The 24385-nt window shown below is 62.6% G+C and carries 25 protein-coding genes; 16 read left to right on the forward strand and 9 right to left on the reverse strand.

The genetic code is table 11. From position 1 onward, the window contains the following. Positions 1 to 24: 24 nt before the first annotated feature. Together ACZ889_RS03515 and ACZ889_RS03520 are read right to left on the reverse strand one after the other, a co-directional pair. The gene (locus ACZ889_RS03515; protein ID WP_012054103.1) at positions 25 to 792 is read right to left on the reverse strand and encodes a gamma-glutamyl-gamma-aminobutyrate hydrolase family protein; all 768 of its coding nucleotides are present in this window, start codon (positions 790 to 792) and stop codon (positions 25 to 27) included. A gap of 4 nt (positions 793 to 796) precedes the next feature. Next, positions 797 to 2179 carry a glutamine synthetase family protein gene (locus ACZ889_RS03520; protein WP_003253387.1) on the reverse strand — a complete coding sequence of 461 codons (1383 nt, stop codon included), beginning with the start codon at positions 2177 to 2179 and terminating at the stop codon, positions 797 to 799. Between the two features lie 205 nt (positions 2180 to 2384). Here ACZ889_RS03520 and ACZ889_RS03525 point away from each other — a divergent pair, with 205 nt between their 5' ends. From ACZ889_RS03525 to ACZ889_RS03545, 5 genes are all read left to right on the forward strand, one after another. After that, complete coding sequence (locus tag ACZ889_RS03525) at positions 2385 to 3257, forward strand: LysR family transcriptional regulator (RefSeq protein ID WP_003253385.1); 873 nt, start codon at positions 2385 to 2387, stop codon at positions 3255 to 3257. A 240-nt stretch (positions 3258 to 3497) separates the two neighbouring features. Further along, positions 3498 to 3761 (forward strand): DNA-directed RNA polymerase subunit omega, encoded by a 264-nt coding sequence (gene rpoZ, locus ACZ889_RS03530; protein ID WP_003253383.1) that lies wholly within the window; start codon positions 3498 to 3500, stop codon positions 3759 to 3761. A 59-nt stretch (positions 3762 to 3820) separates the two neighbouring features. After that, positions 3821 to 5929, forward strand: coding sequence for a bifunctional GTP diphosphokinase/guanosine-3',5'-bis pyrophosphate 3'-pyrophosphohydrolase (spoT, locus tag ACZ889_RS03535; protein WP_003253381.1), 2109 nt, complete (start codon positions 3821 to 3823; stop codon positions 5927 to 5929). 23 nt (positions 5930 to 5952) lie between these two features. Next, the gene (locus tag ACZ889_RS03540; RefSeq protein WP_476257179.1) at positions 5953 to 6333 is read left to right on the forward strand and encodes a RidA family protein; all 381 of its coding nucleotides are present in this window, start codon (positions 5953 to 5955) and stop codon (positions 6331 to 6333) included. Positions 6334 to 6389: 56 nt separating this feature from the next. Continuing rightward, complete coding sequence (locus ACZ889_RS03545; RefSeq protein WP_012054105.1) at positions 6390 to 7121, forward strand: hypothetical protein; 732 nt, start codon at positions 6390 to 6392, stop codon at positions 7119 to 7121. A gap of 169 nt (positions 7122 to 7290) precedes the next feature. Here the strand turns inward: ACZ889_RS03545 and ACZ889_RS03550 are convergent, their stop codons facing one another. Beyond that, positions 7291 to 8148, reverse strand: a complete 858-nt coding sequence (locus tag ACZ889_RS03550) for an SDR family oxidoreductase (RefSeq protein WP_012054106.1) — start codon at positions 8146 to 8148, stop codon at positions 7291 to 7293. Between the two features lie 189 nt (positions 8149 to 8337). Here ACZ889_RS03550 and exbB point away from each other — a divergent pair, with 189 nt between their 5' ends. The 6 genes from exbB to ACZ889_RS03580 all read left to right on the forward strand — a co-directional run bounded on the left by exbB (position 8338) and on the right by ACZ889_RS03580 (position 15057). After that, positions 8338 to 9312 (forward strand): tonB-system energizer ExbB, encoded by a 975-nt coding sequence (exbB, locus tag ACZ889_RS03555; protein WP_476257180.1) that lies wholly within the window; start codon positions 8338 to 8340, stop codon positions 9310 to 9312. Positions 9313 to 9315: 3 nt separating this feature from the next. Next, positions 9316 to 9744, forward strand: a complete 429-nt coding sequence (exbD, locus tag ACZ889_RS03560) for a TonB system transport protein ExbD (protein ID WP_003253367.1) — start codon at positions 9316 to 9318, stop codon at positions 9742 to 9744. Then, positions 9741 to 10472 carry an energy transducer TonB gene (locus ACZ889_RS03565; protein WP_010955804.1) on the forward strand — a complete coding sequence of 244 codons (732 nt, stop codon included), beginning with the start codon at positions 9741 to 9743 and terminating at the stop codon, positions 10470 to 10472. Before exbD ends, ACZ889_RS03565 begins: the two co-directional genes overlap by 4 nt. A gap of 94 nt (positions 10473 to 10566) precedes the next feature. Continuing rightward, positions 10567 to 11493 (forward strand): hydrogen peroxide-inducible genes activator, encoded by a 927-nt coding sequence (locus ACZ889_RS03570; RefSeq protein WP_003253362.1) that lies wholly within the window; start codon positions 10567 to 10569, stop codon positions 11491 to 11493. A gap of 3 nt (positions 11494 to 11496) precedes the next feature. After that, positions 11497 to 13575: an ATP-dependent DNA helicase RecG gene (gene recG / locus ACZ889_RS03575; RefSeq protein WP_014861179.1), complete on the forward strand. Its 2079-nt coding sequence runs from the start codon at positions 11497 to 11499 to the stop codon at positions 13573 to 13575. A gap of 78 nt (positions 13576 to 13653) precedes the next feature. Next, on the forward strand, positions 13654 to 15057 hold the full coding sequence (locus tag ACZ889_RS03580) for an HDOD domain-containing protein (RefSeq protein ID WP_476257181.1): 1404 nt from the start codon (positions 13654 to 13656) through the stop codon (positions 15055 to 15057). A 125-nt stretch (positions 15058 to 15182) separates the two neighbouring features. Here ACZ889_RS03580 and ACZ889_RS03585 read toward each other — a convergent pair whose 3' ends face one another. The 4 genes from ACZ889_RS03585 to ACZ889_RS03600 form a co-directional block, all read right to left on the reverse strand. Further along, entirely contained in the window at positions 15183 to 15557 is a 375-nt protein-coding gene (locus ACZ889_RS03585; protein WP_180689073.1) for an SCP2 sterol-binding domain-containing protein, read from the reverse strand. A gap of 148 nt (positions 15558 to 15705) precedes the next feature. After that, positions 15706 to 16005, reverse strand: coding sequence for an HU family DNA-binding protein (locus ACZ889_RS03590; RefSeq protein ID WP_003253355.1), 300 nt, complete (start codon positions 16003 to 16005; stop codon positions 15706 to 15708). Positions 16006 to 16192: 187 nt separating this feature from the next. Beyond that, entirely contained in the window at positions 16193 to 17341 is a 1149-nt protein-coding gene (locus ACZ889_RS03595; RefSeq protein ID WP_180689072.1) for an NAD(P)/FAD-dependent oxidoreductase, read from the reverse strand. Positions 17342 to 17357: 16 nt separating this feature from the next. Continuing rightward, on the reverse strand, positions 17358 to 17525 hold the full coding sequence (locus ACZ889_RS03600) for a rubredoxin (protein WP_003253349.1): 168 nt from the start codon (positions 17523 to 17525) through the stop codon (positions 17358 to 17360). Between the two features lie 225 nt (positions 17526 to 17750). Here ACZ889_RS03600 and ACZ889_RS03605 point away from each other — a divergent pair, with 225 nt between their 5' ends. Together ACZ889_RS03605 and ubiA are read left to right on the forward strand one after the other, a co-directional pair. Beyond that, positions 17751 to 18308, forward strand: a complete 558-nt coding sequence (locus tag ACZ889_RS03605; RefSeq protein ID WP_012054112.1) for a chorismate--pyruvate lyase family protein — start codon at positions 17751 to 17753, stop codon at positions 18306 to 18308. Next, positions 18308 to 19198, forward strand: coding sequence for a 4-hydroxybenzoate octaprenyltransferase (gene ubiA, locus ACZ889_RS03610; RefSeq protein ID WP_004575206.1), 891 nt, complete (start codon positions 18308 to 18310; stop codon positions 19196 to 19198). Before ACZ889_RS03605 ends, ubiA begins: the two co-directional genes overlap by 1 nt. 104 nt (positions 19199 to 19302) lie before the next feature. Here ubiA and ACZ889_RS03615 read toward each other — a convergent pair whose 3' ends face one another. Further along, a complete protein-coding gene (locus ACZ889_RS03615) occupies positions 19303 to 19674 on the reverse strand; it encodes a COG4315 family predicted lipoprotein (protein WP_180689070.1) in 372 nt (123 codons plus the stop codon). 173 nt (positions 19675 to 19847) lie between these two features. Here ACZ889_RS03615 and phoB point away from each other — a divergent pair, with 173 nt between their 5' ends. The 3 genes from phoB to ACZ889_RS03630 all read left to right on the forward strand — a co-directional run bounded on the left by phoB (position 19848) and on the right by ACZ889_RS03630 (position 23407). Continuing rightward, positions 19848 to 20537, forward strand: coding sequence for a phosphate regulon transcriptional regulator PhoB (gene phoB, locus ACZ889_RS03620; protein ID WP_003253341.1), 690 nt, complete (start codon positions 19848 to 19850; stop codon positions 20535 to 20537). Between the two features lie 48 nt (positions 20538 to 20585). After that, complete coding sequence (gene phoR / locus ACZ889_RS03625; protein ID WP_180689069.1) at positions 20586 to 21893, forward strand: phosphate regulon sensor histidine kinase PhoR; 1308 nt, start codon at positions 20586 to 20588, stop codon at positions 21891 to 21893. Positions 21894 to 22066: 173 nt separating this feature from the next. After that, entirely contained in the window at positions 22067 to 23407 is a 1341-nt protein-coding gene (locus ACZ889_RS03630; RefSeq protein WP_064491880.1) for a hemolysin family protein, read from the forward strand. Between the two features lie 12 nt (positions 23408 to 23419). On the opposite strand, the gene ACZ889_RS03635 is transcribed toward ACZ889_RS03630, so the two are convergent. Beyond that, the gene (locus ACZ889_RS03635) at positions 23420 to 24316 is read right to left on the reverse strand and encodes a peptidoglycan DD-metalloendopeptidase family protein (RefSeq protein WP_476257182.1); all 897 of its coding nucleotides are present in this window, start codon (positions 24314 to 24316) and stop codon (positions 23420 to 23422) included. Positions 24317 to 24385 lie beyond the last annotated feature (69 nt).

A 24385-nucleotide genomic window follows, 5' to 3' on the forward strand; every position in this document is an offset into this window, starting at 1 on the left:
CGAGACCTTCGGCTGACGCCAGAATCATTCCTGCCGTGAGCCCTCCCGTGCTGCGTAGGCATTGCAGGCCTCGCGAAACGCCTGAAACAGACGCAGCGAAACCGGGTTTTCGTTGAAGCGCCACTCCGGGTGCCACTGCACCCCGAGCACAAAGCCCGGTGCCGCAGGCATGGACACCGCCTCGATCAGGCCATCCGGGGCCCGTGCCTCGACGCGCAGGCCTGGGGCCAGACGGTCGATGCCCTGGCTGTGCAGCGAATTGACCTCGAACTGCGCCGCCAGGCCCAGGCGCTCGAACAACCCGCCAGGCTCGATACTGACCGAGTGACGAGGGCTGTATTGCACCTCCAGGGGGGCATCCTCGGGTTCGCGGTGGTCAAGGTAGCCTGGCAGCTCCTGCACACGCTGGTGCAGGCTGCCGCCAAGGGCCACGTTCAGCTCCTGGTAGCCTCGGCAGATGCAGAATACGGGCACACCGACGGCAATGGCTGCCTGCAGCAGCGGCAGGGTCAGGCGATCACGCGCCAGATCATGCCGGGTACCCGCCACACTGGGGGCGCCATTGTAATGATGCGGCTCGATATTTGAAGGCGAGCCGGTAAAAACAATGCCGTGCAAGCGGGCCAGCAGCGCTTGCGTGTCGCTGCCGCCATCACGGGCCGGCAAGATCAGTGGCAAGCCGGCAAAGCCGGCGGCCTCGACATACTTGTCGCCGACCGTGTGCGAGGAGTTTTTCCCTACCTGCTGACGGCAGGCGCTGACACCGATCAAAGGGACCGCATTTGCGCTCATGGGCTTACACCGTGTGCAGGTACCAGTTGTACTCGAGGTCGGAAATCGACACTTCGAACTCGGCCAGTTCGCTTTCCTTGCAGGCCACGAAGATATCGATGTAGTCCGGGCTGATGTATTGGTTGAGGACTTCGCTGTCATCCAGCGCGCGCAGGGCATCGCGCAGGTTGTTCGGCAGGCTTTGCTCCAGCTGCTCGTAGGAGTTGCCTTCGATCGGCGCCTCGGGCTCGACCTTGTTGGTCAGGCCATGGTGAACGCCGGCAAGGATCGCCGCGAGCATCAGGTACGGGTTGGCATCGGCGCCGGCTACACGGTGCTCAAGGCGCACATTGTCGCTGCTGTCGGTGGGCACGCGTACGGCCACGGTGCGGTTGTCCAGGCCCCAGCTCGGCGCATTGGGCACGTAGAACTGCGCACCGAAGCGGCGGTAGGAGTTGATGTTGGGGCACAGGAAGGCCATCGACGCCGGCATGGTTTCCAGCACGCCACCAATGGCGTGGCGCAGCGTATCGCTTTGCAGCGGATCGTCACTGGCGAAGATGTTCTTGCCGGTTTTCTTGTCCAGCAATGAAATGTGCACATGCAGGCCGTTGCCTGCCTGGCCCGGGTAGGGCTTGGCCATGAAGGTGGTGTCCATTTCATGGTCGTAGGCGACGTTCTTGATCAGGCGCTTGAGCAGGATCGCATAGTCGCAGGCCTTCAGCGGATCCGCCACGTGGTGCAAGTTGACCTCGAACTGCGCCGGGGCGCTTTCCTTGACGATGGCGTCGGCAGGCAGGCCCTGTTCCTTGGCTGCTTCGAGCATGTCCTGCAAGCAGTCGGCGTACTCGTCGAGGTCGTCGATCAGGTACACCTGGGTCGACTGCGGGCGCTTGCCGGAGATCGGCGAGCGCGGCGGCTGCGGGCGGCCGTTGAGGTTGTCCTGGTCGATCAGGTAGAACTCCAGCTCGAACGCGGCGCAAATATCCAGGCCCAGGTCGTCGAACTTGCTCACCACCTGGCGCAGCACTTCACGCGGGTCGGCGAAGAACGGCTGGCCATCCAGCTCGTGCATGGTCATCAGCAGCTGGGCGGTGGGGCGCTTCTGCCACGGCTCGTCCGACAGCGTGCCGGGGATCGGGAAACAGATACGGTCGGCGTCGCCGATGTCCAGGCCAAGGCCGGTGCTTTCGACAGTGGAACCGTTGATATCAAGGGCGAACAGCGATGCGGGCAGGTTGATGCCCTTCTCGTACACCTTGTGCAGGCTGGCCCGCTCGATGCGCTTGCCACGTACCACGCCATTCATGTCGGAGATCAGCAGGTCTACGTACTGCGTGTCCGGATGGGCCTGGAGGAAGTCATTCATCTCGCTGGAAGAACTGGCGCACGGGGTTACCGACGTCATGGTGTACATCCTTTGATGTGCTGCGGCGATGTGGGGATACGGCTGGCGCCTCACGGGCGACGATGGTTGCAGCTGTTGTTCTTTTCACTTTCCCATCGTGGGGACTGGTTACCCGACCGGGCGCATTGATTCCGGGGGGCCGTTTCACTATAAAATGGCCCAGACGCAACAGACATTGGCAATTTGGCAAGCAGAGCGTGCATCAATGCAATATCAGATAACCCACGCAGACCTCTCTCTGGTCCTGGCACTGGAACGTGGCCGCTCGCTGGCCAAAGCCGCCGAACTGCTCAAAGTCGACGTTTCGACCGTATTCCGCTCGATCCGCCGATTGGAGTCAGCGCTGGGCACTGCTTTGTTCGTCAAGAGCCGAAAGGGCTATCTGCCGACTGACACCGCACAGGCCTTGGCCGAGCAGGCCGAACGTGCCGAGCAGGCGCTGGAAGCGGCGCGCATTGCCATGACCAGTGGCGAGCAGGTGGTCAGCGGCACGGTGCGCCTGACCTGCACAGAGGCGGTGATGCACAGCCTGTTGCTGCCGGCGCTGGCCGAGTTCATGTCCAACTACCCGGCTTTGTCGCTGGAGATGGGCACCTCCAATACCTTCGCCAACCTCAGCCGGCGCGACGCCGACATCGCCCTGCGCCTGACCAACACACCTCCGGAGCACCTGGTTGGCCGCAACCTGGGTTCGACCTCCTATGTAGTCTGCGGCCAGCCACAGTGGCGCGAGCGCCTGAGCGAGTCCCCCGCCAGCGTGCCGTGGATCGCACCAGACGACTCGATGCAGGACCACCCTACGGTGGTCTGGCGCAACCAACAACACCCGGGCCTGAGCCCGCGCTACCAGTGCAGCAGCATGTCGACCATCGCCCAGTTGGTAATGGCCGGCCTGGGCGTGGCAGCACTGCCGGACTATATGGTGCATGCGCTGCCTGGGGTGGATGCTCTCAGCGGTCCCCTGCCCGGCTGCGACACTCAGCTGTGGTTGCTGACCCGGCCGGATTGCCGGGCGTTGCGCTCGGTGCAGACCTTGTTCGAAGAGCTGACCCCGCGGTTGCGTGACGCGATGCTCTGAGGTTATCGTCAAGCTCATGCACTGAGGGTGTCTGTTCCGGCTCTTTCGCGGGTAAACCCGCCGCTACAAGCAACACGGTCCCTGTAGGAGCCGGTTCACCCGCGAAGAAGGCATCGCAGGGTTTGCAGGTACCGCCCGGCAAAACAGCGCTTCCCTATTGGCTGGTGAATTTTTATACTATCGAGTCCGCCTGCCCATTAATGGGCTGCACGCCCACCGCAATTGCTACTGAGGAAGACCATGGCCCGCGTAACTGTTGAAGACTGCCTGGAACACGTGGATAACCGCTTTGAGCTGGTCATGCTCTCGACCAAGCGCGCTCGCCAGCTGGCGACCGGCGGCAAAGAGCCACGCGTTGCGTGGGAAAACGACAAGCCAACCGTTGTTGCCCTGCGTGAAATTGCCGAAGGCATCGTCACCAACGAGTTCATCGCCGCTGAAGAGATCGTCACCGAGGATCCGGTGTTCGCCGCGTTCGAGGACGAGAACAACGAGGCTGTCTGATTGATGCCAGGTCGACGTCGTACGGCGCAAGGCCCTCTTCCTCGGCAGGAGGTGAACCCATGCCGGGTATAGAAGCCTTGGCCGAACGGCTGTCGACCTATCTTGGCCCCGAACAGGTCAACCTGGTTCGGCGTGCCTATTTCTACGCCGAACAGGCTCACGATGGGCAACGCCGCCGCAGTGGCGAGCCCTACGTGACCCACCCCCTGGCCGTGGCCAGCATCCTCGCCGACATGCACATGGACCATCAGAGCCTGATGGCGGCCATGCTGCACGATGTGATCGAAGACACCGGCATCGCCAAGGAAGCCCTCAGCCAGCAGTTTGGCGAGACAGTGGCCGAACTGGTCGATGGGGTCAGCAAGCTGACCCAGATGAATTTCGAGACCAAGGCCGAGGCACAGGCGGAAAACTTCCAGAAGATGGCCATGGCCATGGCCCGCGATATCCGCGTGATCCTGGTCAAGTTGGCCGACCGCCTGCACAACATGCGCACCCTGGAAGTGCTGTCTGGCGAAAAACGCCGGCGCATCGCCAAGGAAACCCTCGAGATCTACGCCCCCATCGCCAACCGCCTGGGGATGCACACCGTGCGCGTGGAGTTCGAAGACCTTGGCTTCAAGGCCATGCACCCGATGCGCTCGTCGCTGATTCATCGAGCAGTGAAGAGCGCACGCGGCAACCGCAAAGAAATCGTCGCCAAGATCGAGCACTCGCTGGCCAACTGCCTGTCCGCCGACGGCATCGAGGGCGAGGTCAGCGGTCGGCAGAAACACCTCTATGGCATCTACAAGAAGATGCGCGGCAAGCGCCGTGCCTTCAACGAGATCATGGACGTGTATGCCTTCCGCATCATTGTCGACAAGGTTGACACCTGCTACCGCGTGCTCGGCGCCGTGCACAACCTGTACAAGCCGCTGCCCGGACGCTTCAAGGATTACATCGCGATCCCCAAGGCCAACGGCTACCAGTCGTTGCACACGACCCTGTTCGGCATGCACGGCGTGCCCATCGAAATCCAGATCCGCACCCGCGAAATGGAAGAGATGGCCAACAACGGCATCGCCGCGCACTGGCTGTACAAGTCAAACGACGACGAGCAGCCCAAGGGCAGCCACGCGCGTGCCCGCCAGTGGGTCAAGGGTATCCTCGAACTGCAGCAACGTGCCGGCAACTCCCTGGAATTCATCGAGAGCGTGAAGATCGACCTTTTCCCGGACGAGGTCTACGTGTTCACGCCCAAAGGCCGGATCATGGAGTTGCCCAAAGGCTCCACGGCCGTCGACTTCGCCTACGCGGTGCACACCGACGTTGGCAACAGTTGCATCGCGTGCCGCATCAACCGCCGCCTGGCGCCGCTGTCCGAACCGCTGCAAAGCGGCTCGACAGTGGAAATCGTCAGCGCCCCGGGCGCTCGGCCAAACCCGGCCTGGCTCAACTTTGTGGTCTCAGGCAAGGCACGCACGAATATCCGGCACGCGCTCAAGCAACAGCGCCGTTCCGAATCCATCAGCCTGGGCGAGCGCCTGCTGAACAAGGTGCTCACTGGCTTTGACAGCAGCCTGGAGAAAATCCCCCAGGAACGCATCGAGTCTATTCTCGCCGAGTACCGCCTGGAGCTGATAGAAGACCTGCTCGAAGACATCGGCCTGGGCAACCGCATGGCCTACGTGGTCGCGCGCCGCCTGCTGTCGGCCGAAGGCGAACAGTTGCCGGCGCCAGAAGGCCCGCTGGCGATCCGCGGTACCGAAGGCCTGGTGCTGAGCTACGCCAAGTGCTGCACGCCGATCCCGGGTGACCCGATTGTCGGCCACCTGTCGGCCGGCAAAGGCATGGTCGTGCACCTGGAAAACTGCCGCAACATCAGTGAAATCCGCCACAACCCCGAAAAGTGCGTGCAACTCTCCTGGGCCAAGGACATCACTGGCGAGTTCAATGTCGAACTGCGTGTCGAACTGGAACACCAGCGGGGGCTGATCGCCCTGCTGGCCAGCAGCGTCAACGCCGCCGACGGCAACATTGAGAAGATCAGCATGGACGAACGCGACGGCCGTATCAGCGTGGTCCAACTGGTGGTCAGCGTGCACGACCGCGTGCACCTGGCGCGTGTGATCAAGAAGCTGCGTACCCTGACCGGTGTGGTCCGCATCACCCGCATGCGTACGTAGTCCGCCAACCGCAAGGAGTCATCATGAGCAAAACCGTCATCAACAGCGACAAGGCCCCTGCCGCCATCGGCACCTACTCGCAGGCGATCAAGGCCGGCAACACCGTGTACATGTCGGGCCAAATCCCTCTGGACCCGAAGACCATGGAACTGGTCGAAGGCTTCGAAGCCCAGACCGTGCAGGTGTTCGAGAACCTCAAGGCCGTGGCTGCAGCTGCTGGCGGTTCGTTCAAGGACATCGTGAAACTGAACATCTTCCTCACAGACCTGAGCCACTTCGCCAAGGTAAATGAGGTGATGGGCCGCTACTTCGAACAGCCCTACCCGGCCCGCGCCGCCATCGGCGTTGCCGCGCTGCCGAAAGGCGCCCAGGTCGAAATGGACGCCATCCTGGTCATCGAATGATGCCCTGGTGACGGGCCCTGCCCGTCACCCTCCTTCCTCTGCAAGGTTACCCCGTCATGCGTCAAGCACTGCCCTTCGCGCTGGCAGCCCTGCTACTGGGCGGCTGCACCAGCCACAAACCCGAAGATTTCAACGGCATCTGGATCAACCAGGAAGCCATCACTGCGGCGGTCAAAGCCGGCAGCCTGCGCCAGGCGCTGAATGAGCACGGCCCAGTGTTCGAGTGGAAGCTCGACGTGGCCAATCAGCAAGCTAGCTATAGCAATGGTTTCGAGGCCGCTGACGGCCAGCTGAGCGCCAATGAAAAGCAATGGCAGGCCCGTTTCCAAGGCGGCCAGACCGAGCAGCTTTCGCTCGATGGCGACGAGCTGCTGGCCGTCGACCAGAACGGCACCAAGCAAACCTTCGTGCGCGCCAAGACACCGGCGGCAGCCAATGCACCACTGGGCAGCAGCTTCGAGAAGGCGCTTTACCAGGCCTACCTGGGTGGTGACTGGAAGATCGTCGACGGCCAAGGCAAAGGTGCCAGTGTACGCTTCAGCGATACCGGCAACGTCACCGGCCTACCGGGGCCGGACCGCTTCGCCCTGTGCCTGGCAGGTGATTGCGCGACCATGGGTGGCAACAATGACAGCCTGTGGCTGGAGCGCAACCAGCGTGGCGCACCGTTCATCATCAAGCGCGATGGTGACAAGCTGGAGATTTTCCAGGCAGTGAACCGTGCCCAGCCGGATGAAATGCCAGAGCTGGCAGCGGGCAAGCGTCAATGGGCGCTGGAGCGCAGCTGAGATGATGCGCGGTTCCTGTAGGAGCGGGGTTACCCGCGAAGAAGACACCGCGGTGGATGGCACGGGCTTCGCCCGTGTTCGCGGGCAAGCCCGCTCCCACAGGGATCGCGCCAGCTTTTAGAAATTGAGCAAGACAGTTGCTCCCACAAGGGACCGCGCCACCTGCCAGCTAGGCTTTTCCTGCCAGAATCGCGGCGTAGCCTTCCTTGTAGCTCGGATACTCAGGCGCCCAGCCGAGCGCCCGCGCCCGGGCATTGCTGCAGCGCTTGCTGCCAGTACGCCGCACCCGCTGCTCATCGGACCATTCGGTAACGCCCATATACGCCCGCAGCCAGGCCACCACATCGGCCAGCGGCGCCGGGTCGTCATCGACGCCAATGTAGCAGTCGTCCAGAGCCTTGCCATCAGCATCGGCCTGCAGCAGAAACGCCAGCAGGCTGGCGGCATCTTCGGCATGAATGCGATTGCCATACAGCGGTGGCTCCTCGGCAACGCGGTAACCCTGACGCACCTGGCTCAGCAACCACTCACGCCCTGGGCCATAGATACCGGTCAGGCGGACCACGCTCGCCGGGATCCCGCTGGCCAGTGCCAACCGTTCAGCCTCCAGCATCACACGCCCGGAATAGCCCTCAGGCTCGGTGGCAGCGCCCTCCTCTATCCACTCGCCGCCTTTCTGCGCATACACACTGCTGCTTGAGATGAACAGCAGCCGACGCGGGCGCTGGCCACGCTCGGCCAACCAGGCCAACACATGGCGCAAACCATCGACATAGGCTGCTTGGTAACCCGCCTCATCGTGCTGGCTGGCCGCCACGCAGTACACCAGGTAGTCCAGCGGGCCCTGTGGCCAGGACTGCGGTATCGACGGTTCGGCCAAATCTGCGGCAACCGGCTGAACCCCTGCGGGCAGCTGACCAACAGAACGGCGCAGGCCGCTCACCTGCCAGCCTTTAGCCAACATCTGCTTGGCCAGACGCCCACCCACATCACCACAACCCACCACCATCACGGAAAGGTCTGACATCTCTAAACTCCCTAGACCAATTGATCAGCCTGGCCACGCTACACGATGGGCGGCTAGACCATAGGCGAAAAAAGCTACAATATTACTTTTGTTAACAAGAATTACTTGCAATAATGGCCGCCAAATTGTTCTCGGCCTACATCGAGGCCTTGGAGAACGTTCACTTTTTCTTCATCAGGTCCGGCCAGCATGACACGTACTCAACCTTCCGCTTCGCCAACCCCGTCGCGCGCCTGGCGCGCCATCGCCGCGCTGACACTCAGCCTGGTGCTGGCCCCGGTGGCCATGGCCGATGAGCCAACCACCAACGCAGCCACACCTGCGGCTGCTTCTGCCCCGGCCGCACCCGCTGCTGCCCCGGTCGATGCGCCGGCGCCTGGTGCCACTGCCACCAACCCGGCAGATACACCGGCCGCAGCAGACCCAAGCGTTCAAGCCCTGGTCGAAGACACCTCGCTGGGCATGGCCCATGACCTGTCCCCATGGGGCATGTACAAGAACGCCGACATCGTGGTGAAGATCGTCATGATCGGCCTGGCCATCGCCTCCATCATCACCTGGACCATCTGGATTGCCAAAGGCTTCGAGCTGATGGGCGCCAAGCGCCGCCTGCGGGGTGAAATCGCCCAGTTGAAGAAGTCCACCACCCTGAAGGAAGCCAGCGAAGTCTCCAACAAGGAAGGCACCCTGGCCCATACCCTGGTCCACGATGCCCTCGAAGAGATGCGCCTTTCGACTAACGCCCGCGAAAAAGAAGGCATCAAGGAGCGCGTCAGCTTCCGTCTGGAGCGCCTGGTGCATGCCAGCGGCCGTACCATGAGCAGCGGCACCGGCGTCCTCGCAACCATCGGCTCCACCGCACCGTTCGTTGGCCTGTTCGGTACCGTATGGGGCATCATGAACAGCTTCATCGGCATCGCCAAGACCCAGACCACCAACCTGGCCGTCGTTGCCCCAGGTATCGCTGAAGCGCTGCTGGCCACTGCTCTGGGCCTGGTCGCGGCAATCCCGGCCGTGGTCATCTACAACGTCTTCGCCCGCTCCATTGCCGGTTACAAGGCGCAGGTGTCCGATGCCTCCGCTCAGGTACTGCTGCTGGTCAGCCGTGATCTGGACCACCAGGGTAGCGAACGCGCCGCCCCGCACATGGTGAAAGTGGGGTAAGCCATGGGCCTGCATCTCAACGAAGGTGGCGACGACCTCGCCGAAAACCACGAAATCAACGTTACACCGTTCATCGACGTGATGCTGGTGCTGCTGATCATCTTCATGGTCGCCGCCCCCTTGGCCACGGTCGACATCAAGGTCGACCTGCCGGCCTCAACCGCCAAACCGGCGCCAAGGCCAGAGAAACCGGTGTTCGTCAGCGTCAAGGCCGACCAGAAGCTGTATGTCGGCGACGATCAGGTTGCTGCACCCGACCAGCTTGGCCCGATGCTCGACGCCAAGACCAAGGGTGACAAGGAAACCACCATCTTCTTCCAGGCTGACAAAGGCGTGGATTACGGCGACCTGATGGAGGTGATGAACAACATGCGCGCGGCCGGCTACCTGAAAGTCGGTCTGGTAGGTCTCGAGACGGCAGCCAAGAAATGATGAAAACGCGCTCTAACATGGCGCGCTACGGTGGCAGCCTGGCGATCGTGCTGGGTGTGCACGTAGTCGCCGTGCTGCTGACGCTCAACTGGTCGGTGCCACAGGCCATCGAGCTGCCCCCGGCAGCGATGATGGTCGAACTGGCACCGTTGCCGGAGCCTGCGCCACCACCACCCCCAAAGGCAGCTCCGCAGCCACCGGCCCCGGTCGAGGAACCACCGTTGCCGAAGCTGGCAGAAGCGCCCAAGCCCAAGATCGCCATCCCCAAGCCGCCCAAGCCGAAGGCCAAGCCCCAGCCGCCCAAGCCCGAGAAAAAGCCTGAGCCGCCGAAGGAAGCACCGCCCACCGAGCAAACGGTGGACGCACCACCCAGCAACTCGCCACCGCAGAAGTCTGCGGCACCGGCACCGAGCATTGCGTCCAACAGCAACGCCTTGCCAACCTGGCAGAGCGACCTGCTGCGCCACCTTGCCAAGTACAAGCGTTACCCGGAAGACGCGCGCCGTCGCGGCCTGCAAGGCATGAACCGCTTGCGCTTCGTGGTCGACGCCGAAGGCAAGGTCGTGTCGTACTCCATGGCCGGTGGCTCGGGCAGTGCCGCACTGGACCGGGCGACCCTGGAAATGATCCGTCGGGCCGGCACGGTACCCAAGCCGCCACCCGAGTTGCTGAACAATGGCACGATTGAAGTCGTGGCACCGTTCGTCTACTCACTGGACCGCCGCTAAGACTTTTGTTTCTGTCACAATTCGGCAAGTCTGATAACGTGCGTCTATCAATTGCAGCCGCTATGCTGGGCTCGCAACTTCATGGACGCACGTTATGACCCTCACAGAATTACGCTACATCGTCACACTCGCCCAGGAACAGCACTTCGGCCATGCCGCCGAGCGCTGTCATGTGAGCCAACCCACCCTGTCGGTCGGTGTGAAGAAGCTCGAGGACGAGCTTGGCGTTCTGATCTTCGAGCGCAGCAAAAGCGCAGTACGTCTGACCCCGGTCGGCGAAAACATCGTCGCCCAAGCGCAGAAGGTACTGGAGCAGGCCCAAGGCATTCGCGAGCTGGCCCAGGCCGGCAAAAATCAGCTGACCGCTCCGCTTAAGGTCGGCGCTATCTACACCGTCGGCCCCTACCTGTTCCCGCACCTGATCCCGCAGCTGCACCGCGTAGCGCCGCAAATGCCGCTGTACATCGAAGAAAACTTCACCCACGTACTGCGCGAAAAGCTGCGCAATGGTGAACTGGACGCGGTGATCATCGCCCTGCCGTTCAACGAAGCCGACGTGCTGACGCTACCGCTATACGACGAACCGTTCTGCGCCCTGATGCCTGCCGACCACCCATGGACGGCGAAGAAGACCATCGACACCGCCATGCTCAACGACAAGAGCCTGCTGCTGCTTGGTGAGGGCCACTGCTTCCGTGACCAGGTACTGGAAGCCTGCCCTACCCTGAACAAGGGGGGTGAAGGCTCACGGCACACCACGGTTGAGTCCAGCTCGCTGGAAACCATCCGTCACATGGTGGCTTCCGGCCTTGGCGTATCGATCTTGCCGCTGTCGGCAGTGCACAGCCATCACTATGCCCCCGGCGTCATCGAAGTGCGCCCGCTGACGGCACCGGCACCGTTCCGCACGGTCGCCATCGCCTGGCGCGCCAGCTTCCCGCGGCCAAAGGCCATCGAGATCCTCGCCGATTCGATCCGCCTGTGCTCGGTCGCCAAAAACCCTGCGGAACAACCGGCCTGAGTCATGAGTGAGCTGTCGAAGGTCCCGGTCACAGTACTGAAAGGCGTGGGCGAGGCTATGGCGGAGAAACTCGCCAAGGTCGGCCTGGAAAACCTGCAGGACGTGTTGTTCCACCTGCCCCTGCGCTACCAGGACCGTACGCGCGTGGTGCCAATCGGCCAACTGCGTCCCGGCCAGGACGCGGTTATCGAGGGCGTGGTCAGTGGTGCCGATGTGACCATGGGCAAGCGCCGCAGCCTGGTGGTGCGCCTGGGCGACGGGAGCGGTGTGCTGACATTGCGCTTCTACCACTTCAGCAACGCGCAGAAGGAGGGCCTGAAGCGGGGCACCCACCTGCGCTGCTACGGAGAAGCCCGCCCCGGCGCTTCGGGCCTGGAAATCTACCACCCAGAGTACCGTGCGCTGAACGGCAACGAGCCACCACCACCGGTGGAGCAGACCCTGACGCCGATCTACCCGTCCACCGAAGGCCTTACCCAGCAACGCCTGCGCCTGTTGTGCCAGCAGAGCCTTGCGCTGCTTGGCCCGCGTAGCCTGCCCGACTGGCTGCCTGACGAACTTGCCCGGGACTACCAGCTGGCACCCTTGGACGAAGCCATCCGCTACCTGCACAACCCGCCGGCCGACGCTGACCTCGACGAGCTCGCCGAAGGCCAGCACTGGGCTCAACACCGCCTGGCCTTCGAAGAGTTGCTGACCCATCAGCTGTCGCAGCAACGCCTGCGCGAAAGCCTGCGCAGCCTGCGTGCGCCGGTACTGCCCAAGGCCACGCGCCTGCAGGCGCAATACCTGGCTAACCTGGGCTTCCAGCCGACCGGCGCGCAGCAGCGGGTAGCCAACGAAATTGCCTACGACCTTAGCCAACACGAACCGATGATGCGCCTGGTGCAGGGCGACGTGGGTGCCGGCAAGACCGTGGTCGCTGCACTGGCGGCGCTGCAGGCGCTGGAGGCTGGCTACCAGGTGGCATTGATGGCACCCACCGAGATCCTCGCCGAGCAGCACTACATTACCTTCAAGCGCTGGCTGGAACCGCTGGGCATCGAAGTCGCCTGGCTAGCCGGCAAACTCAAGGGCAAGGCCCGGGCCGCCTCCCTGGAGCAGATCGCCAACGGCGCACCCATGGTGGTCGGCACCCACGCGCTGTTCCAGGAAGAGGTAAGGTTCAAGCACCTGGCCCTTGCGATCATCGACGAACAGCACAGGTTCGGCGTGCAACAACGCCTGGCCCTGCGCAAGAAGGGCGTGGCCGGCGAGCTGTGCCCGCACCAGTTGATCATGACCGCCACGCCTATTCCGCGCACGCTGGCCATGAGCGCCTACGCCGACCTGGACACCTCGGTGCTCGACGAGTTGCCGCCAGGCCGTACGCCGGTGAACACCGTGCTGGTGGCCGACAGCCGCCGCTTCGAAGTGGTCGAGCGGGTACGCGCCGCCTGCGCCGAGGGGCGCCAGGCCTATTGGGTATGCACGCTGATCGAAGAGTCCGAAGAACTCACCTGCCAGGCCGCCGAAAGCACCTACGAGGAGCTTGGCAGCGCGCTAGGCGAGCTGAGGGTGGGGTTGATCCACGGGCGCATGAAACCGGCGGAAAAAGCCGAGATCATGGCCGAGTTCAAGGCTGGCAACCTGCAGCTTCTGGTCGCCACCACGGTCATCGAGGTGGGCGTGGACGTGCCCAACGCCAGCCTGATGATCATCGAGAACCCCGAGCGCCTGGGCCTTGCACAGTTGCACCAGCTGCGCGGCCGGGTAGGCCGAGGCAGTGCCGTGAGCCATTGCGTGCTGCTGTACCACCCGCCGCTGTCGCAGATCGGCCGCGAGCGCTTGGGGATCATGCGCGAGACCAACGACGGCTTCATCATCGCCGAAAAAGACCTTGAACTGCGGGGCCCGGGTGAGATGCTCGGCACCCGCCAGACCGGTCTGCTGCAGTTCAAGGTCGCCGACCTGATGCGCGACGCCGACCTGCTGCCGGCCGTGCGCGACGCGGCCCAGGCCTTGGTATCACGCTGGCCGGAACACGTCAGCCCGCTGCTGGACCGCTGGCTGCGCCACGGCCAACAATATGGCCAAGTGTGACGCCAGTCCCAGAATGGATCCAGATTTGCTCGCAGGCTGGTTATACTTCGCGTTTAAAAGAAACAGTGGATACGGACCATGACTGAAGTTGCCCTGGACACCGCAACCCCACACGCCCCCTCCGTCATCAGGCTGCTGCTCGACAAGCTCGGCGTGCCCTACCGCCAGGTGGTCGAACACTCGCACCTGCCTGCGGCTTCGCGGGTGCAGGCTGTCCTTCTCGACGACGAGGTCGGCGCCCTCATGGTGCTGTTCCCGCAGAGCCACCTGCTGGACCTCAACCGCCTGGCCGAGCTGACCGGGCGCAAGCTGACCGCGGTGTCGGTGCCGCGCCTGAAGCAGATGCTCGACAAGCACCACCTCAAGGCCCTGCCGGGCATTCCGGCGCTGACCAGCTCGCCATGTCAGTACGAAAAGAGCCTGCTCGACGCCGAAACTGTCTTTATCCAGTCAGGCGAAGCCGGCCTGTTGCTGGAAATCGAACGTGCATACTTCAAGCGCATGCTGGCCAAGGCCAGCGCCAGCAGCTTCGGCCAGCAAGTCGAAGCGATCAGCCCCAATCTCGACCGCCCCGATGACGACACCCGGGAAATCACCGATGCGGTCCAGGCCTTCACTGCCCGACGCATTCAGAAACGCCTGGAAGAAACCATCGAAATACCACCGCTCGCCGACACTGCGCAGAAGATCATCAAGCTGCGGGTAGATCCCAACGCCAGCATCGACGACATCACCGGCGTGGTCGAAACCGACCCGGCGCTGGCGGCACAGGTGGTGAGTTGGGCTGCATCGCCCTACTATGGTTCGCCGGGCAAGATCCGCTCGGTGGAAGACGCCATCGTGCGTGTGCTGGGTTTCGACCTGGTGATCAACCTGGCCCTGGGCCTGGCGCTGGGCAAGACCTTGAGCCTACCCAAAGACCAACCGCAGCAGGCCACGCCCTACTGGCAACAATCGATCTACACCGCCGCGATCATCGAAGGCCTGACCCGCGCCATGCCTCGTGCAGAACGCCCCGAGGCCGGGCTGACCTACCTGGCCGGGCTACTGCACAACTTCGGCTACCTGCTGCTGGCGCACGTGTTCCCGCCGCACTTCTCGCTGATTTGCCGCCACCTTGAGGTCAACCCGCATTTGAACCACACCTATGTGGAGCAACACTTGCTGGGCATCAGCCGCGAACAGATCGGTGCCTGGCTGATGAAGCTGTGGGACATGCCAGAAGAGCTGTCGACTGCCTTGCGCTTTCAGCACGATCCGGCCTACGACGGCGAGTACTTCGCGTTCCCCAACTTGGTGTGCCTGGCCACCCGCCTGCTGCGCTCGCGAGGTATAGGCTCAGGGCCGCAGGAAGAGATACCTGACGAACTGCTGGAACGCCTGAGCATTACCCGGGACAAGGCCGAGGATGTGGTGAACAAGGTGCTCGAAGCCGAGAACCTGCTGCGTGAGCTGGCTTCGCAGTTCCATGCACCGCATTAAGCATTAACACATAGCCTGTGCGGGCATGCCCGCGAACACCGGCAAAGCCGGTGCCATGCACCGCGTCGCTTGTTTCGCGGGCACGCCCGCTCCCACAGGTAAAGCGTCATCATCCCCGTCGGGTTTCAGCCTTTCTTCTTCGGTTTCAGGTATTTCATCAACCCCTGGAACCACATCACCAGCGCCGGATTGCCCTTGATCTGGATGTGCTTTTCCTGAATCCCCTGCATGAACGCCAGCTGCTTGTTACCCGCCTGCATGGTGGCGAAGCCATAGGCGGCGTCCTTGAAGGCAATGGCGAATGCCGGCTGTGGGTGCGCGCCGCCCTTGCTGCGAATGCGTTCGTTGTTGACGATGAAGTGTCGGGCGACCTTGCCGTCCAGGGTCTGCATCTGGAACACCAGGTCCTTGCCCTTGAGCTGCTGCTGGAATGCGGGGTTATTACGGCTGGCCCTGGCCATCAACAGCCCCATGGCCCAGAGAAGAAAGCGGAACTTCATCAACGCGCCTCGAATGAAAAGTGACTAAGGCGCGCAGTTTATCCTTTTCCAGAACTATTTATGCAAGTTCGAAACATTTTACCTGCAGAAAGCACAACGGGCGCCTTGGGGCGCCCGCTTGGCCGACACTGGGGTTGTCAGGGAGCAATCACTTGCCTTTCTTGGCTGGCTTGGCGGGGGCGTTAACGCTGTCGCGCAGGTTCTTGCCAGGCTTGAAGGCCACAGTATTGCTGGCCTTGATCTTGACCGGTTCCCCAGTTTGCGGGTTCTTGCCGGTACGCGCGCCGCGATGACGTTTTTCGAAGGTGCCGAAACCGACCAGGGTCACGGTGTCCTTGTCCAGGGCACCGGTGATGCTGTCGAGAATCGCGTTCAAAACCTGATTGGCCTTTTCCTTGGTCAGATCAGCCTTATCGGCGATGACGGCGGCGAGTTCTGGTTTGCGCATAGTGAAGCCTCTTTGACGGAATTCTTGTTGTTATGCCGTGCTGCCTCTGGGAGCAGCGCTCAAGGCACCGCAGGCTCTAATCTGCGGCAGACGGGAGTGAGAATGGCACGAGCTCAGGGGCCGCGCCAGTATCTGGGCGGCCATTGTGCAGGCAACAACAGGATAAATCCGACAGAACAGCCGCTATTTACGCCATAACCGCTGGTAACTGACGATTCAGCGCCAGCTTCTCCATCACCGCCGCTCCGGTCAGGGCGTAGCCCAGCAACTTGCCGTCGGCATCAAGGCAGAGCACCTTGAGGTCACTGCCCTGCCCCTCTACCTGCCAGGTGCCTTCGCAACCCTGTGGCGCTGGCGAGACGACCAGCGGACAGGCCGGGGTTTTAACGGTGATAGGCATCGGCCCGTAGGAAACTGCCGTCGGCTTGCCGGCCAGGGTTTGCGCCAGCGCCCGGGCACAGCTCATCAGCGGCATCACGTACAGCAGGTTGATGCCATCAACTTCGGCACAGTCGCCAAGGGCGAAGATGTTGGCGTGTGATGTACGTAGCTCGCGGTCTACGCTTACACCTCGATTGGTCTGCAGCCCAGCTGCGGCAGCCAGGTCGGTACGTGGGCGCAGGCCGATGGCCGAAACCACCAGGTCGCAGGCAATCACGCTGCCATCCGACAGGTGCGCCTCCAGGCCTTGGGTCACCTGCTGCAGGCGGGTCAGCACCGGCCCCAAGTGAAAGCGTACTCCCAGCCCCTCCAGCCCACCCTGTACAGCCGCCGCAGCGGCCGGGTGCAGCAGGGTCGGCATGACCTGTTCACACGGAGCCACAACGTCGACCTTGAAACCGCCCAGGCTCATGTCGTTTGCGAATTCGCAGCCGATCAGGCCGGCGCCGAGGATCAGGACTCGCTGCTTGCCAGCGGCGGCAGCACGGAAGCGTGCGTAGTCCTCCAGATCGTTGATCGGGAATACCAGATGGCCGCCATCACCCTCGATCGGCACCTGCACGGTCTGCGCCCCCCAGGCCAGCACCAGATCGCGGTATTCCACGGCTTCTTCGCCGATCCACAGGCGCTTGTGGCCCGGGTCGATGCCGCTGATGCGGGTATGGGTGCGGACCTCGGCGTTCAATTGCTCGGCCATGGCGCCCGCCTCGGCCATGCACAGGCCGTCGGCGTCCTTCTGCTTGGCAAAGCCCATGGAAAGCATCGGCTTGGAGTACGAACGACCATCGTCGGCGGTGATCAGCAACAGCGGCGTCTGCGCATCGAGCTTGCGAAATTCACGGGCCAGGTTGTAGCCCGCAAGGCCGGTACCGATGATTACCACAGGGGACGTCATGTCGTGCTTTCCTCGATTAACCGATGGAGATCATTTCAAAGTCGCTTTTGCCGACACCGCAGTCGGGGCACAGCCAGTCTTCAGGCACATCCTCCCAACGGGTGCCGGGGGCGATGCCGTCGTCGGGCCAGCCTTCGGCTTCGTCGTAGATCAGGCCACAGACAATACATTGCCACTTTTTCATCAGGTCTATTTCCTCGGTTCAGGCTGGGGCTTGTGTTGCTGCTGATGGCCTCTTGGCGGGCAAGCCCGCGCCTACAGTGACCGCGCAGGCCTGGCGGGCTTGCCCGCGAACAGGGCCAGCGCGCAATGCGTGGGGGCTTTGTAGCGGCCCTGCCGGCAGTATGCAAGCAGTTGGGGCAATCATGCTAAGCTCGCCGCCTCTCTGGCTGTAACAAAGCATATCGACGTGTCGTACGAATCCCCGCAAGCAGCCGCTGTCGCGTGGCTGCCGTATTCACAGCTGGCGACCGACATCGACCAGCCCACCCTTGACTGGCTGTTCGACGAGGGCTCGCTGACCCGCCGCCTGACCCGTCTGTCCATCGATCACTTTTCCGTCACCCCGTTGTTCGAGGGCTGGCAGCCGCTGCGCGATGACGAATGCCAAGCGCTGGGCATCGCTGCTGGCGCCGAAGGCTGGGTGCGCGAAGTGTACCTGCGCGGCCATGGCCAACCTTGGGTGTTCGCCCGCAGCGTGGCCAGCCGTAGCGCACTGGAACGTGGTGGCCTGGACCTGGAATCCTTGGGCAGCCGCTCGCTGGGCGAGCTGCTGTTCTGCGACCAGGCGTTCATCCGTCATCCGCTCGAAGTGTGTACTTACCCACAGGCATGGCTGCCGTCCGAAGCTGCACATGCGGCGCTTTGGGGCCGCCGCTCGCGCTTCGAGCGCAACGGTCTGGACCTGCTGGTGGCAGAAGTGTTTCTGCCGGCATTGTGGCAAGCGGCCAAGGAGGAAAACCGCTGATGTACCTGCAACTGCTCAAGTCGCTCAACCGCCTGCACCCACGGGCCTGGGACTTCGTCCAGCTCAGCCGTATGGACCGGCCGATAGGCATCTACCTGCTGTTGTGGCCGACCCTGTCGGCAGTGTGGATTGCCGGCAATGGGTCACCCACCCTGGCCAATGTGCTCATCTTCGGCCTTGGTGTGGTGCTGATGCGCGCGGCCGGCTGCTGCATCAACGACTTTGCCGACCGCAAGGTTGACGGCCACGTCAAGCGGACCGCCGACCGCCCCCTGGCCAGTGGCCGGGTGCGGCCACGCGAGGCGCTGACACTGTTCGCGATTCTGGTCGGGGTGAGTTTCCTGCTGGTGCTGTGCACCAACAGCCGCACCGTCTGGCTGTCGTTCGGAGCGGTGGCCTTGGCGTTCTGCTACCCGTTCATGAAGCGCTACACCTACTACCCGCAGGTGGTGCTGGGGGCGGCGTATTCGTGGGGCATTCCCATGGCTTTCACAGCCGCTGGCGGTGAATTGCCGGCCGGCGCCTGGCTGCTGTATATCGCCAACCTGCTGTGGACGGTGGGTTATGACACCTATTACGCCATGGTCGACCGCGATGACGACCTGAAAATTGGTGTGAAATCCACTGCGATCCTGTTCGGCGACGCTGATCGCAGCATCATCCTGACCCTGCAGTTGCTGTCGCTGGGCTGCCTGTTGCTGGCCGGTAGCCGCTTCGACCTGGGTGGCTGGTTCCACCTTGGGTTGCTGGGTGCGGCGGCGTGCTTTGCCTGGGAATACTGGTCAACACGCAAGCTGGACCGGGAATCGTGCTTCAAGGCGTTTCTGCACAACCACTGGGCGGGGATGCTGGTGTTTATCGGGGTGGTGCTGGATTACGCGTTGCGCTGAGTAGTTTGGGGCTGCTGCGCAGCCCATCGCGACACAAGGCCCCACATGGTCCTGCGCACGCCGATCAATGTGACGCGATGGGCCGCACAGCGGCCCCGGCTATCTCAAGGCTTGGCAACGTGCCAGACGTCTTTCATGCCGTCACCGGTCATGTCACCGGCCTTCTTGTCCTTGATGAAGGTATACAGCGGCTTGCCGTCGTAAGCCCACTGCATCGAACCGTCGTCACGCTCTACATGGGTCCATTTATCCTTCGGTGCTTCGTCTTCTTTCTTGACCATCAACGGTGGCCAGTTCTTGGCGCACTCGCCATTGCACATCGACTTGCCACCCGCATCCTTGTCAAAGGTGTACAGGGTCATGCCGTCATCATCGACCCACTTGCCATCCTTCTCCATGGCATGGTGGGCCAACGCCACCCCCGGGAGCGCCAACGCAGTGAAAAGGGCCATCCAGCTCAGCGTATGTCGTGTCATTGGATTCACCATTGTTTCGGGGGGAAATGGGTTCGGGTTGCCATTAAAGCGGCCCTCTGTAGCCTAGTTCAGTCATGGAATGTCGCCAGAACGGCCAACACCCTGTCACACAGCTGCAATAATTCCGTTATCTAATGCGGGCCAAGACACCGAATCCAGGAGAGGTTTTGAGCATGGTAGGCAGGAACATTCTGATCGTCGACGACGAAGCACCCATTCGCGAGATGATCGCCGTTGCCCTGGAAATGGCCGGCTATGACTGCCTGGAAGCGGAAAACTCCCAACAGGCCCACGCGATCATCGTCGACCGCAAACCGGACCTGATCCTGCTCGACTGGATGCTGCCGGGCACCTCCGGCATCGAGCTGGCCCGCCGCCTGAAGCGCGACGAACTGACCGGCGATATCCCGATCATCATGCTCACCGCCAAGGGTGAAGAGGACAACAAGATCCAGGGCCTGGAAGTGGGCGCCGACGACTACATCACCAAGCCGTTCTCGCCGCGTGAACTGGTAGCGCGACTGAAAGCCGTGCTGCGCCGCACGGGTCCGAGCGACAGCGAGGCGCCGATCGAGGTCGGCGGCCTGCTGCTCGACCCGATCAGCCACCGTGTGACCATCGACGGCAAGCCGGCCGAGATGGGCCCTACCGAATACCGCCTGCTGCAGTTTTTCATGACCCACCAGGAGCGCGCCTATACTCGCGGCCAACTGCTGGACCAGGTGTGGGGCGGCAACGTCTACGTCGAGGAACGTACCGTCGACGTGCACATCCGTCGCCTGCGCAAGGCACTGGGTGAAGCTTACGAGAATCTGGTACAAACCGTCCGGGGCACTGGCTACCGTTTCTCGACCAAGAGCTGATCGAGTTCCCGAGCGCCAAGCTGCACGTCGTTGTACAAGGACCGTCAATTGAACCAGAACTGGCACGCAACCCTGATTCGCCATCTGCTGTTGCTGATTACCGTCTGCCTGATCGGCGGGCTGATCAGCGGCTACTACGGCTGGAGCCTGGCCATTGGCCTGGCGCTCTATCTGGGCTGGACCCTCAAGCAACTGCTGCGCTTGCACGACTGGCTGCGCAATCACCAACCCGACGAAGCACCGCCCGATGGCTACGGCCTGTGGGGCGAGGTATTCGATAGCATCTACCACCTGCAACGCCGCGACCAGCGCGTACGGGGCCGCCTGCAGGCAGTGATCGACCGGGTGCAGGAGTCCACCGCTGCGCTGCGTGACGCGGTGATCATGCTCGACAGCGACGGCAACCTGGAATGGTGGAACCGCGCCGCCGAGACCCTGCTGGGCTTCAAGACCCCACAGGACGGCGGCCAGCAAGTGACCAATCTGGTGCGCCACCCGCTCTTCAAAGAGTACTTCGAGGCAGAAAACTACCTCGAACCGCTGGAAATCCCTTCGCCGATCAATGACCGCATGCGTGTGCAGTTGCACATCACCCGCTACGGCAACAATGAACACCTGATGCTGGTGCGCGATGTCACCCGCATTCACCAGCTGGAACAGATGCGCAAGGACTTCGTCGCCAACGTGTCCCACGAGCTGCGCACGCCGCTGACAGTAATCACCGGCTACCTGGAAACCCTGCTGGACAACGTCGAGGACGTGAACCCGCGGTGGAGCCGCGCCCTGCAGCAGATGAGTCAGCAAGGCTCGCGCATGCAAACCCTGCTCAACGATTTGTTGCTACTGGCCAAACTGGAAGCCACCGATTACCCATCGGACAACCAGCCGGTGGCGGTCGATGCCCTGCTCGCCGCCATCAAGAACGACGCCCAGGCCCTGTCCGGGCCGCGCAACCAGCGCATCAGCCTGGAAGCTGCGCCTGGCATCAAGCTGAAGGGCAGCGAGTCGGAACTGCGCAGTGCCTTTTCCAATCTGGTGTTCAATGCAGTCAAGTACACCCAGGACGAAGGCAACATCCGCATCCGCTGGTGGGCCGATGCCCAGGGCGCACACCTGTCGGTGCAGGACTCGGGGGTGGGCATCGATGCCAAGCATTTGCCACGCCTGACCGAGCGCTTCTACCGCGTAGACTCCAGCCGTGCATCGAATACCGGCGGTACCGGGCTGGGGCTCGCAATCGTCAAGCATGTGCTGATGCGCCACCGGGGCAAGCTGGAAATCAGCAGTGTACCGGGGCATGGCAGCACCTTTACCTGTCACTTTGCGCCAGCACAATTGGCCAACGAAAAGGCTTGAGATTGAGGCTGCTGCGCGGGCCTTCGCGGGCATGCCTGCTCCCACAGGGACTGCAATGAGTCCGCTGCCCTTTGCTTTTACGGCCCCAGCCGCTACATTGGATCCCCTGTGCCAGCAAAAGCTGGCACTTTTTTTCTCTCTATCTCAAAGACGGACCCCGTAAAAACTCCATCATGGACCCTTCCTCTGGTATTAGCCTCACCTCGTTATTCGCCGACTTCGGCATGATCATCTTTGCCTTCCTGCTGGTGCTGCTCAACGGCTTCTTCGTTGCCGCGGAGTTCGCCATGGTCAAGCTGCGCGCTACACGCGTAGAGGCCATCGCCGAAAAGCACGGCTGGCGTGGCAACATCCTGCGCAAGGTTCACAACCAGCTCGACGCCTACCTGTCGGCCTGCCAATTGGGCATTACCCTCGCCTCGCTAGGCCTGGGCTGGGTGGGTGAGCCCGCCTTCGCCCACCTGCTGGAACCATTGCTGGCCTATTTCGGCGTGGACAGCGCCGAGCTGGTCAAGGCGATCTCGTTCTTCGTCGCCTTCTTCGTCATCTCGTACCTGCACATCGTGGTCGGCGAGCTGGCCCCCAAGTCCTGGGCTATCCGCAAGCCAGAGCTGCTGTCGCTGTGGACCGCCGTGCCGCTTTACCTGTTCTACTGGGCGATGTACCCGGCCATCTACCTGCTCAATGCCAGCGCCAACACCATCCTGCGCATTGCTGGCCAGGGCGAGCCTGGCCCGCACCACGAGCACCACTACAGCCGCGAAGAACTCAAGCTGATCCTGCACTCCAGCCGTGGTCAGGACCCAAGCGACCAAGGCATGCGCGTGCTGGCCTCGGCCGTGGAAATGGGCGAGCTGGAAGTGGTCGACTGGGCCAACTCGCGTGAGGACATGATCAGCATCGACGCCCATGCGCCTTTGAAGCAGATCCTGGGCCTGGTGCGCCGCCACAAGTTCAGCCGCTACCCGGTGTACGACGCCGAGCGCGAAGAATTCACCGGCCTGCTGCACATCAAGGACTTGCTGCTGGAGCTGGCTGAGCTGGAGCACTTGCCAGAGACCATCGACCTGGAGGACCTTGCCCGGCCACTCGAACGCGTGTCGCGGCACATGCCGCTGGCCCAGTTGCTGGAGCAGTTCCGTAAGGGCGGCGCGCACTTCGTGCTGGTCGAGGAAGCCGATGGCAAGGTGATCGGCTACCTGACCATGGAAGACGTGCTGGAAGTGCTGGTAGGCGACATCCAGGACGAGCACCGCAAGACCGAGCGTGGCATTCTTGCCTACCAGCCGGGCAAGCTGCTGGTGCGTGGCGACACCCCACTGTTCAAGGTCGAACGCCTGCTGGGTATCGACCTTGACCACATCGAGGCCGAAACCCTGGCCGGGTTGATCTACGAGACGCTCAAGCGCGTGCCGGAAGAAGAGGAAGTGCTGGAAGTCGAAGGGCTGCGCATCATCATCAAGAAGATGAAAGGGCCCAAGATCGTACTGGCCAAGGTGCTGAAGCTGGATTGATGGCCCAATCGGTCAGGGGTTGCCGGCAGTGAAATCCGGCATCCCGCTGATCGGCCTGTCGAAGCGGTAAGGTATCGACTCCAGCGCCAACCCCACATTGCGCTGCACCACAAAATGCAGGTGCGGCCCAGTGCTGTTGCCGGTATTGCCCGACTTGGCCAGCATCTGGCCCTGCCGTACCCGCTGCCCCTCCGCCACCATCACCGAACCACGCATCAGGTGGAGGTATACGCCCATGGTGCCATCCGGGTGCAAAATCCTGACAAAGTTACCCGAGGGGTTGGGGCCGCGCCCGCTCTGGCTGTTCTGCGTCTTCACCACCACCCCTTCCCGCGCCGCGATGATGGGTGTGCCTTCGGGCATGGCGATATCCATGGCGTAGCGCCCTCGGGGCCCAAAATGACTGACACGGCCATTGGGGCCCTGAGTGACGCGGAACGGCCCGCCAATCCACGGGAACGCATAGCGGAAGCCCTGGGGCCGTTTGCCCGGGTCACCCATGGCCTGCAGCAGGGTCGAACGGTAGTTCAGCAGCAGCCCGGGCCGCCCCCTGAGCACACTGAGCATCTGCGTGGTACGCGGCGGCAGCAGCCGGCGCACGATACGCGGGGCGTCACCGCCTTGTGCGTTGACCAGGTTGTCCAGCCGCAACTCTACCTCTACCGGCACATGCAGCTCGTTTCGTGCCGAAAAGCTCACGCCACCGTCGAAGGTTTTCGCGTTCAGCAGTACCTGGCCTTCGAGCGTTTCGACCATGGGCTCGAGCAACACCAAGGGCTTGGCGCCGGGGCCAGGGCGGTCGGAATAGGAGATGACACCGGAATCGTCGGTGATCTTGTAGAGGGTCACGCCCTGGCTCGACGCCGAGGCCATGAGCAATGCACAGAACAGCAGCAGGCGCGCGGGCATGATAGTGGCTTTTTGACAGTTATGATCTGTCGAAGCCTAGCAGCGGGTTTTACGGTAGGTATTGCAGTT

It is taken from the genome of Pseudomonas sp. TE3895 (assembly GCF_056278855.1).

What these genes read in the sequence shown, in the direction of transcription:
- ACZ889_RS03515 (WP_012054103.1), bottom strand. Translation starts at nt 792, where the DNA reads ATGAGCGCAAATGCGGTCCCTTTGATCGGTGTCAGCGCCTGCCGTCAG.
- ACZ889_RS03520 (WP_003253387.1), bottom strand. Translation starts at nt 2,179, where the DNA reads ATGACGTCGGTAACCCCGTGCGCCAGTTCTTCCAGCGAGATGAATGAC.
- ACZ889_RS03525 (WP_003253385.1), top strand. Translation starts at nt 2,385, where the DNA reads ATGCAATATCAGATAACCCACGCAGACCTCTCTCTGGTCCTGGCACTG.
- rpoZ (WP_003253383.1), top strand. Translation starts at nt 3,498, where the DNA reads ATGGCCCGCGTAACTGTTGAAGACTGCCTGGAACACGTGGATAACCGC.
- spoT (WP_003253381.1), top strand. Translation starts at nt 3,821, where the DNA reads ATGCCGGGTATAGAAGCCTTGGCCGAACGGCTGTCGACCTATCTTGGC.
- ACZ889_RS03540 (WP_476257179.1), top strand. Translation starts at nt 5,953, where the DNA reads ATGAGCAAAACCGTCATCAACAGCGACAAGGCCCCTGCCGCCATCGGC.
- ACZ889_RS03545 (WP_012054105.1), top strand. Translation starts at nt 6,390, where the DNA reads ATGCGTCAAGCACTGCCCTTCGCGCTGGCAGCCCTGCTACTGGGCGGC.
- ACZ889_RS03550 (WP_012054106.1), bottom strand. Translation starts at nt 8,148, where the DNA reads ATGTCAGACCTTTCCGTGATGGTGGTGGGTTGTGGTGATGTGGGTGGG.
- exbB (WP_476257180.1), top strand. Translation starts at nt 8,338, where the DNA reads ATGACACGTACTCAACCTTCCGCTTCGCCAACCCCGTCGCGCGCCTGG.
- exbD (WP_003253367.1), top strand. Translation starts at nt 9,316, where the DNA reads ATGGGCCTGCATCTCAACGAAGGTGGCGACGACCTCGCCGAAAACCAC.
- ACZ889_RS03565 (WP_010955804.1), top strand. Translation starts at nt 9,741, where the DNA reads ATGATGAAAACGCGCTCTAACATGGCGCGCTACGGTGGCAGCCTGGCG.
- ACZ889_RS03570 (WP_003253362.1), top strand. Translation starts at nt 10,567, where the DNA reads ATGACCCTCACAGAATTACGCTACATCGTCACACTCGCCCAGGAACAG.
- recG (WP_014861179.1), top strand. Translation starts at nt 11,497, where the DNA reads ATGAGTGAGCTGTCGAAGGTCCCGGTCACAGTACTGAAAGGCGTGGGC.
- ACZ889_RS03580 (WP_476257181.1), top strand. Translation starts at nt 13,654, where the DNA reads ATGACTGAAGTTGCCCTGGACACCGCAACCCCACACGCCCCCTCCGTC.
- ACZ889_RS03585 (WP_180689073.1), bottom strand. Translation starts at nt 15,557, where the DNA reads ATGAAGTTCCGCTTTCTTCTCTGGGCCATGGGGCTGTTGATGGCCAGG.
- ACZ889_RS03590 (WP_003253355.1), bottom strand. Translation starts at nt 16,005, where the DNA reads ATGCGCAAACCAGAACTCGCCGCCGTCATCGCCGATAAGGCTGATCTG.
- ACZ889_RS03595 (WP_180689072.1), bottom strand. Translation starts at nt 17,341, where the DNA reads ATGACGTCCCCTGTGGTAATCATCGGTACCGGCCTTGCGGGCTACAAC.
- ACZ889_RS03600 (WP_003253349.1), bottom strand. Translation starts at nt 17,525, where the DNA reads ATGAAAAAGTGGCAATGTATTGTCTGTGGCCTGATCTACGACGAAGCC.
- ubiA (WP_004575206.1), top strand. Translation starts at nt 18,308, where the DNA reads ATGTACCTGCAACTGCTCAAGTCGCTCAACCGCCTGCACCCACGGGCC.
- ACZ889_RS03615 (WP_180689070.1), bottom strand. Translation starts at nt 19,674, where the DNA reads ATGACACGACATACGCTGAGCTGGATGGCCCTTTTCACTGCGTTGGCG.
- phoB (WP_003253341.1), top strand. Translation starts at nt 19,848, where the DNA reads ATGGTAGGCAGGAACATTCTGATCGTCGACGACGAAGCACCCATTCGC.
- ACZ889_RS03630 (WP_064491880.1), top strand. Translation starts at nt 22,067, where the DNA reads ATGGACCCTTCCTCTGGTATTAGCCTCACCTCGTTATTCGCCGACTTC.
- ACZ889_RS03635 (WP_476257182.1), bottom strand. Translation starts at nt 24,316, where the DNA reads ATGCCCGCGCGCCTGCTGCTGTTCTGTGCATTGCTCATGGCCTCGGCG.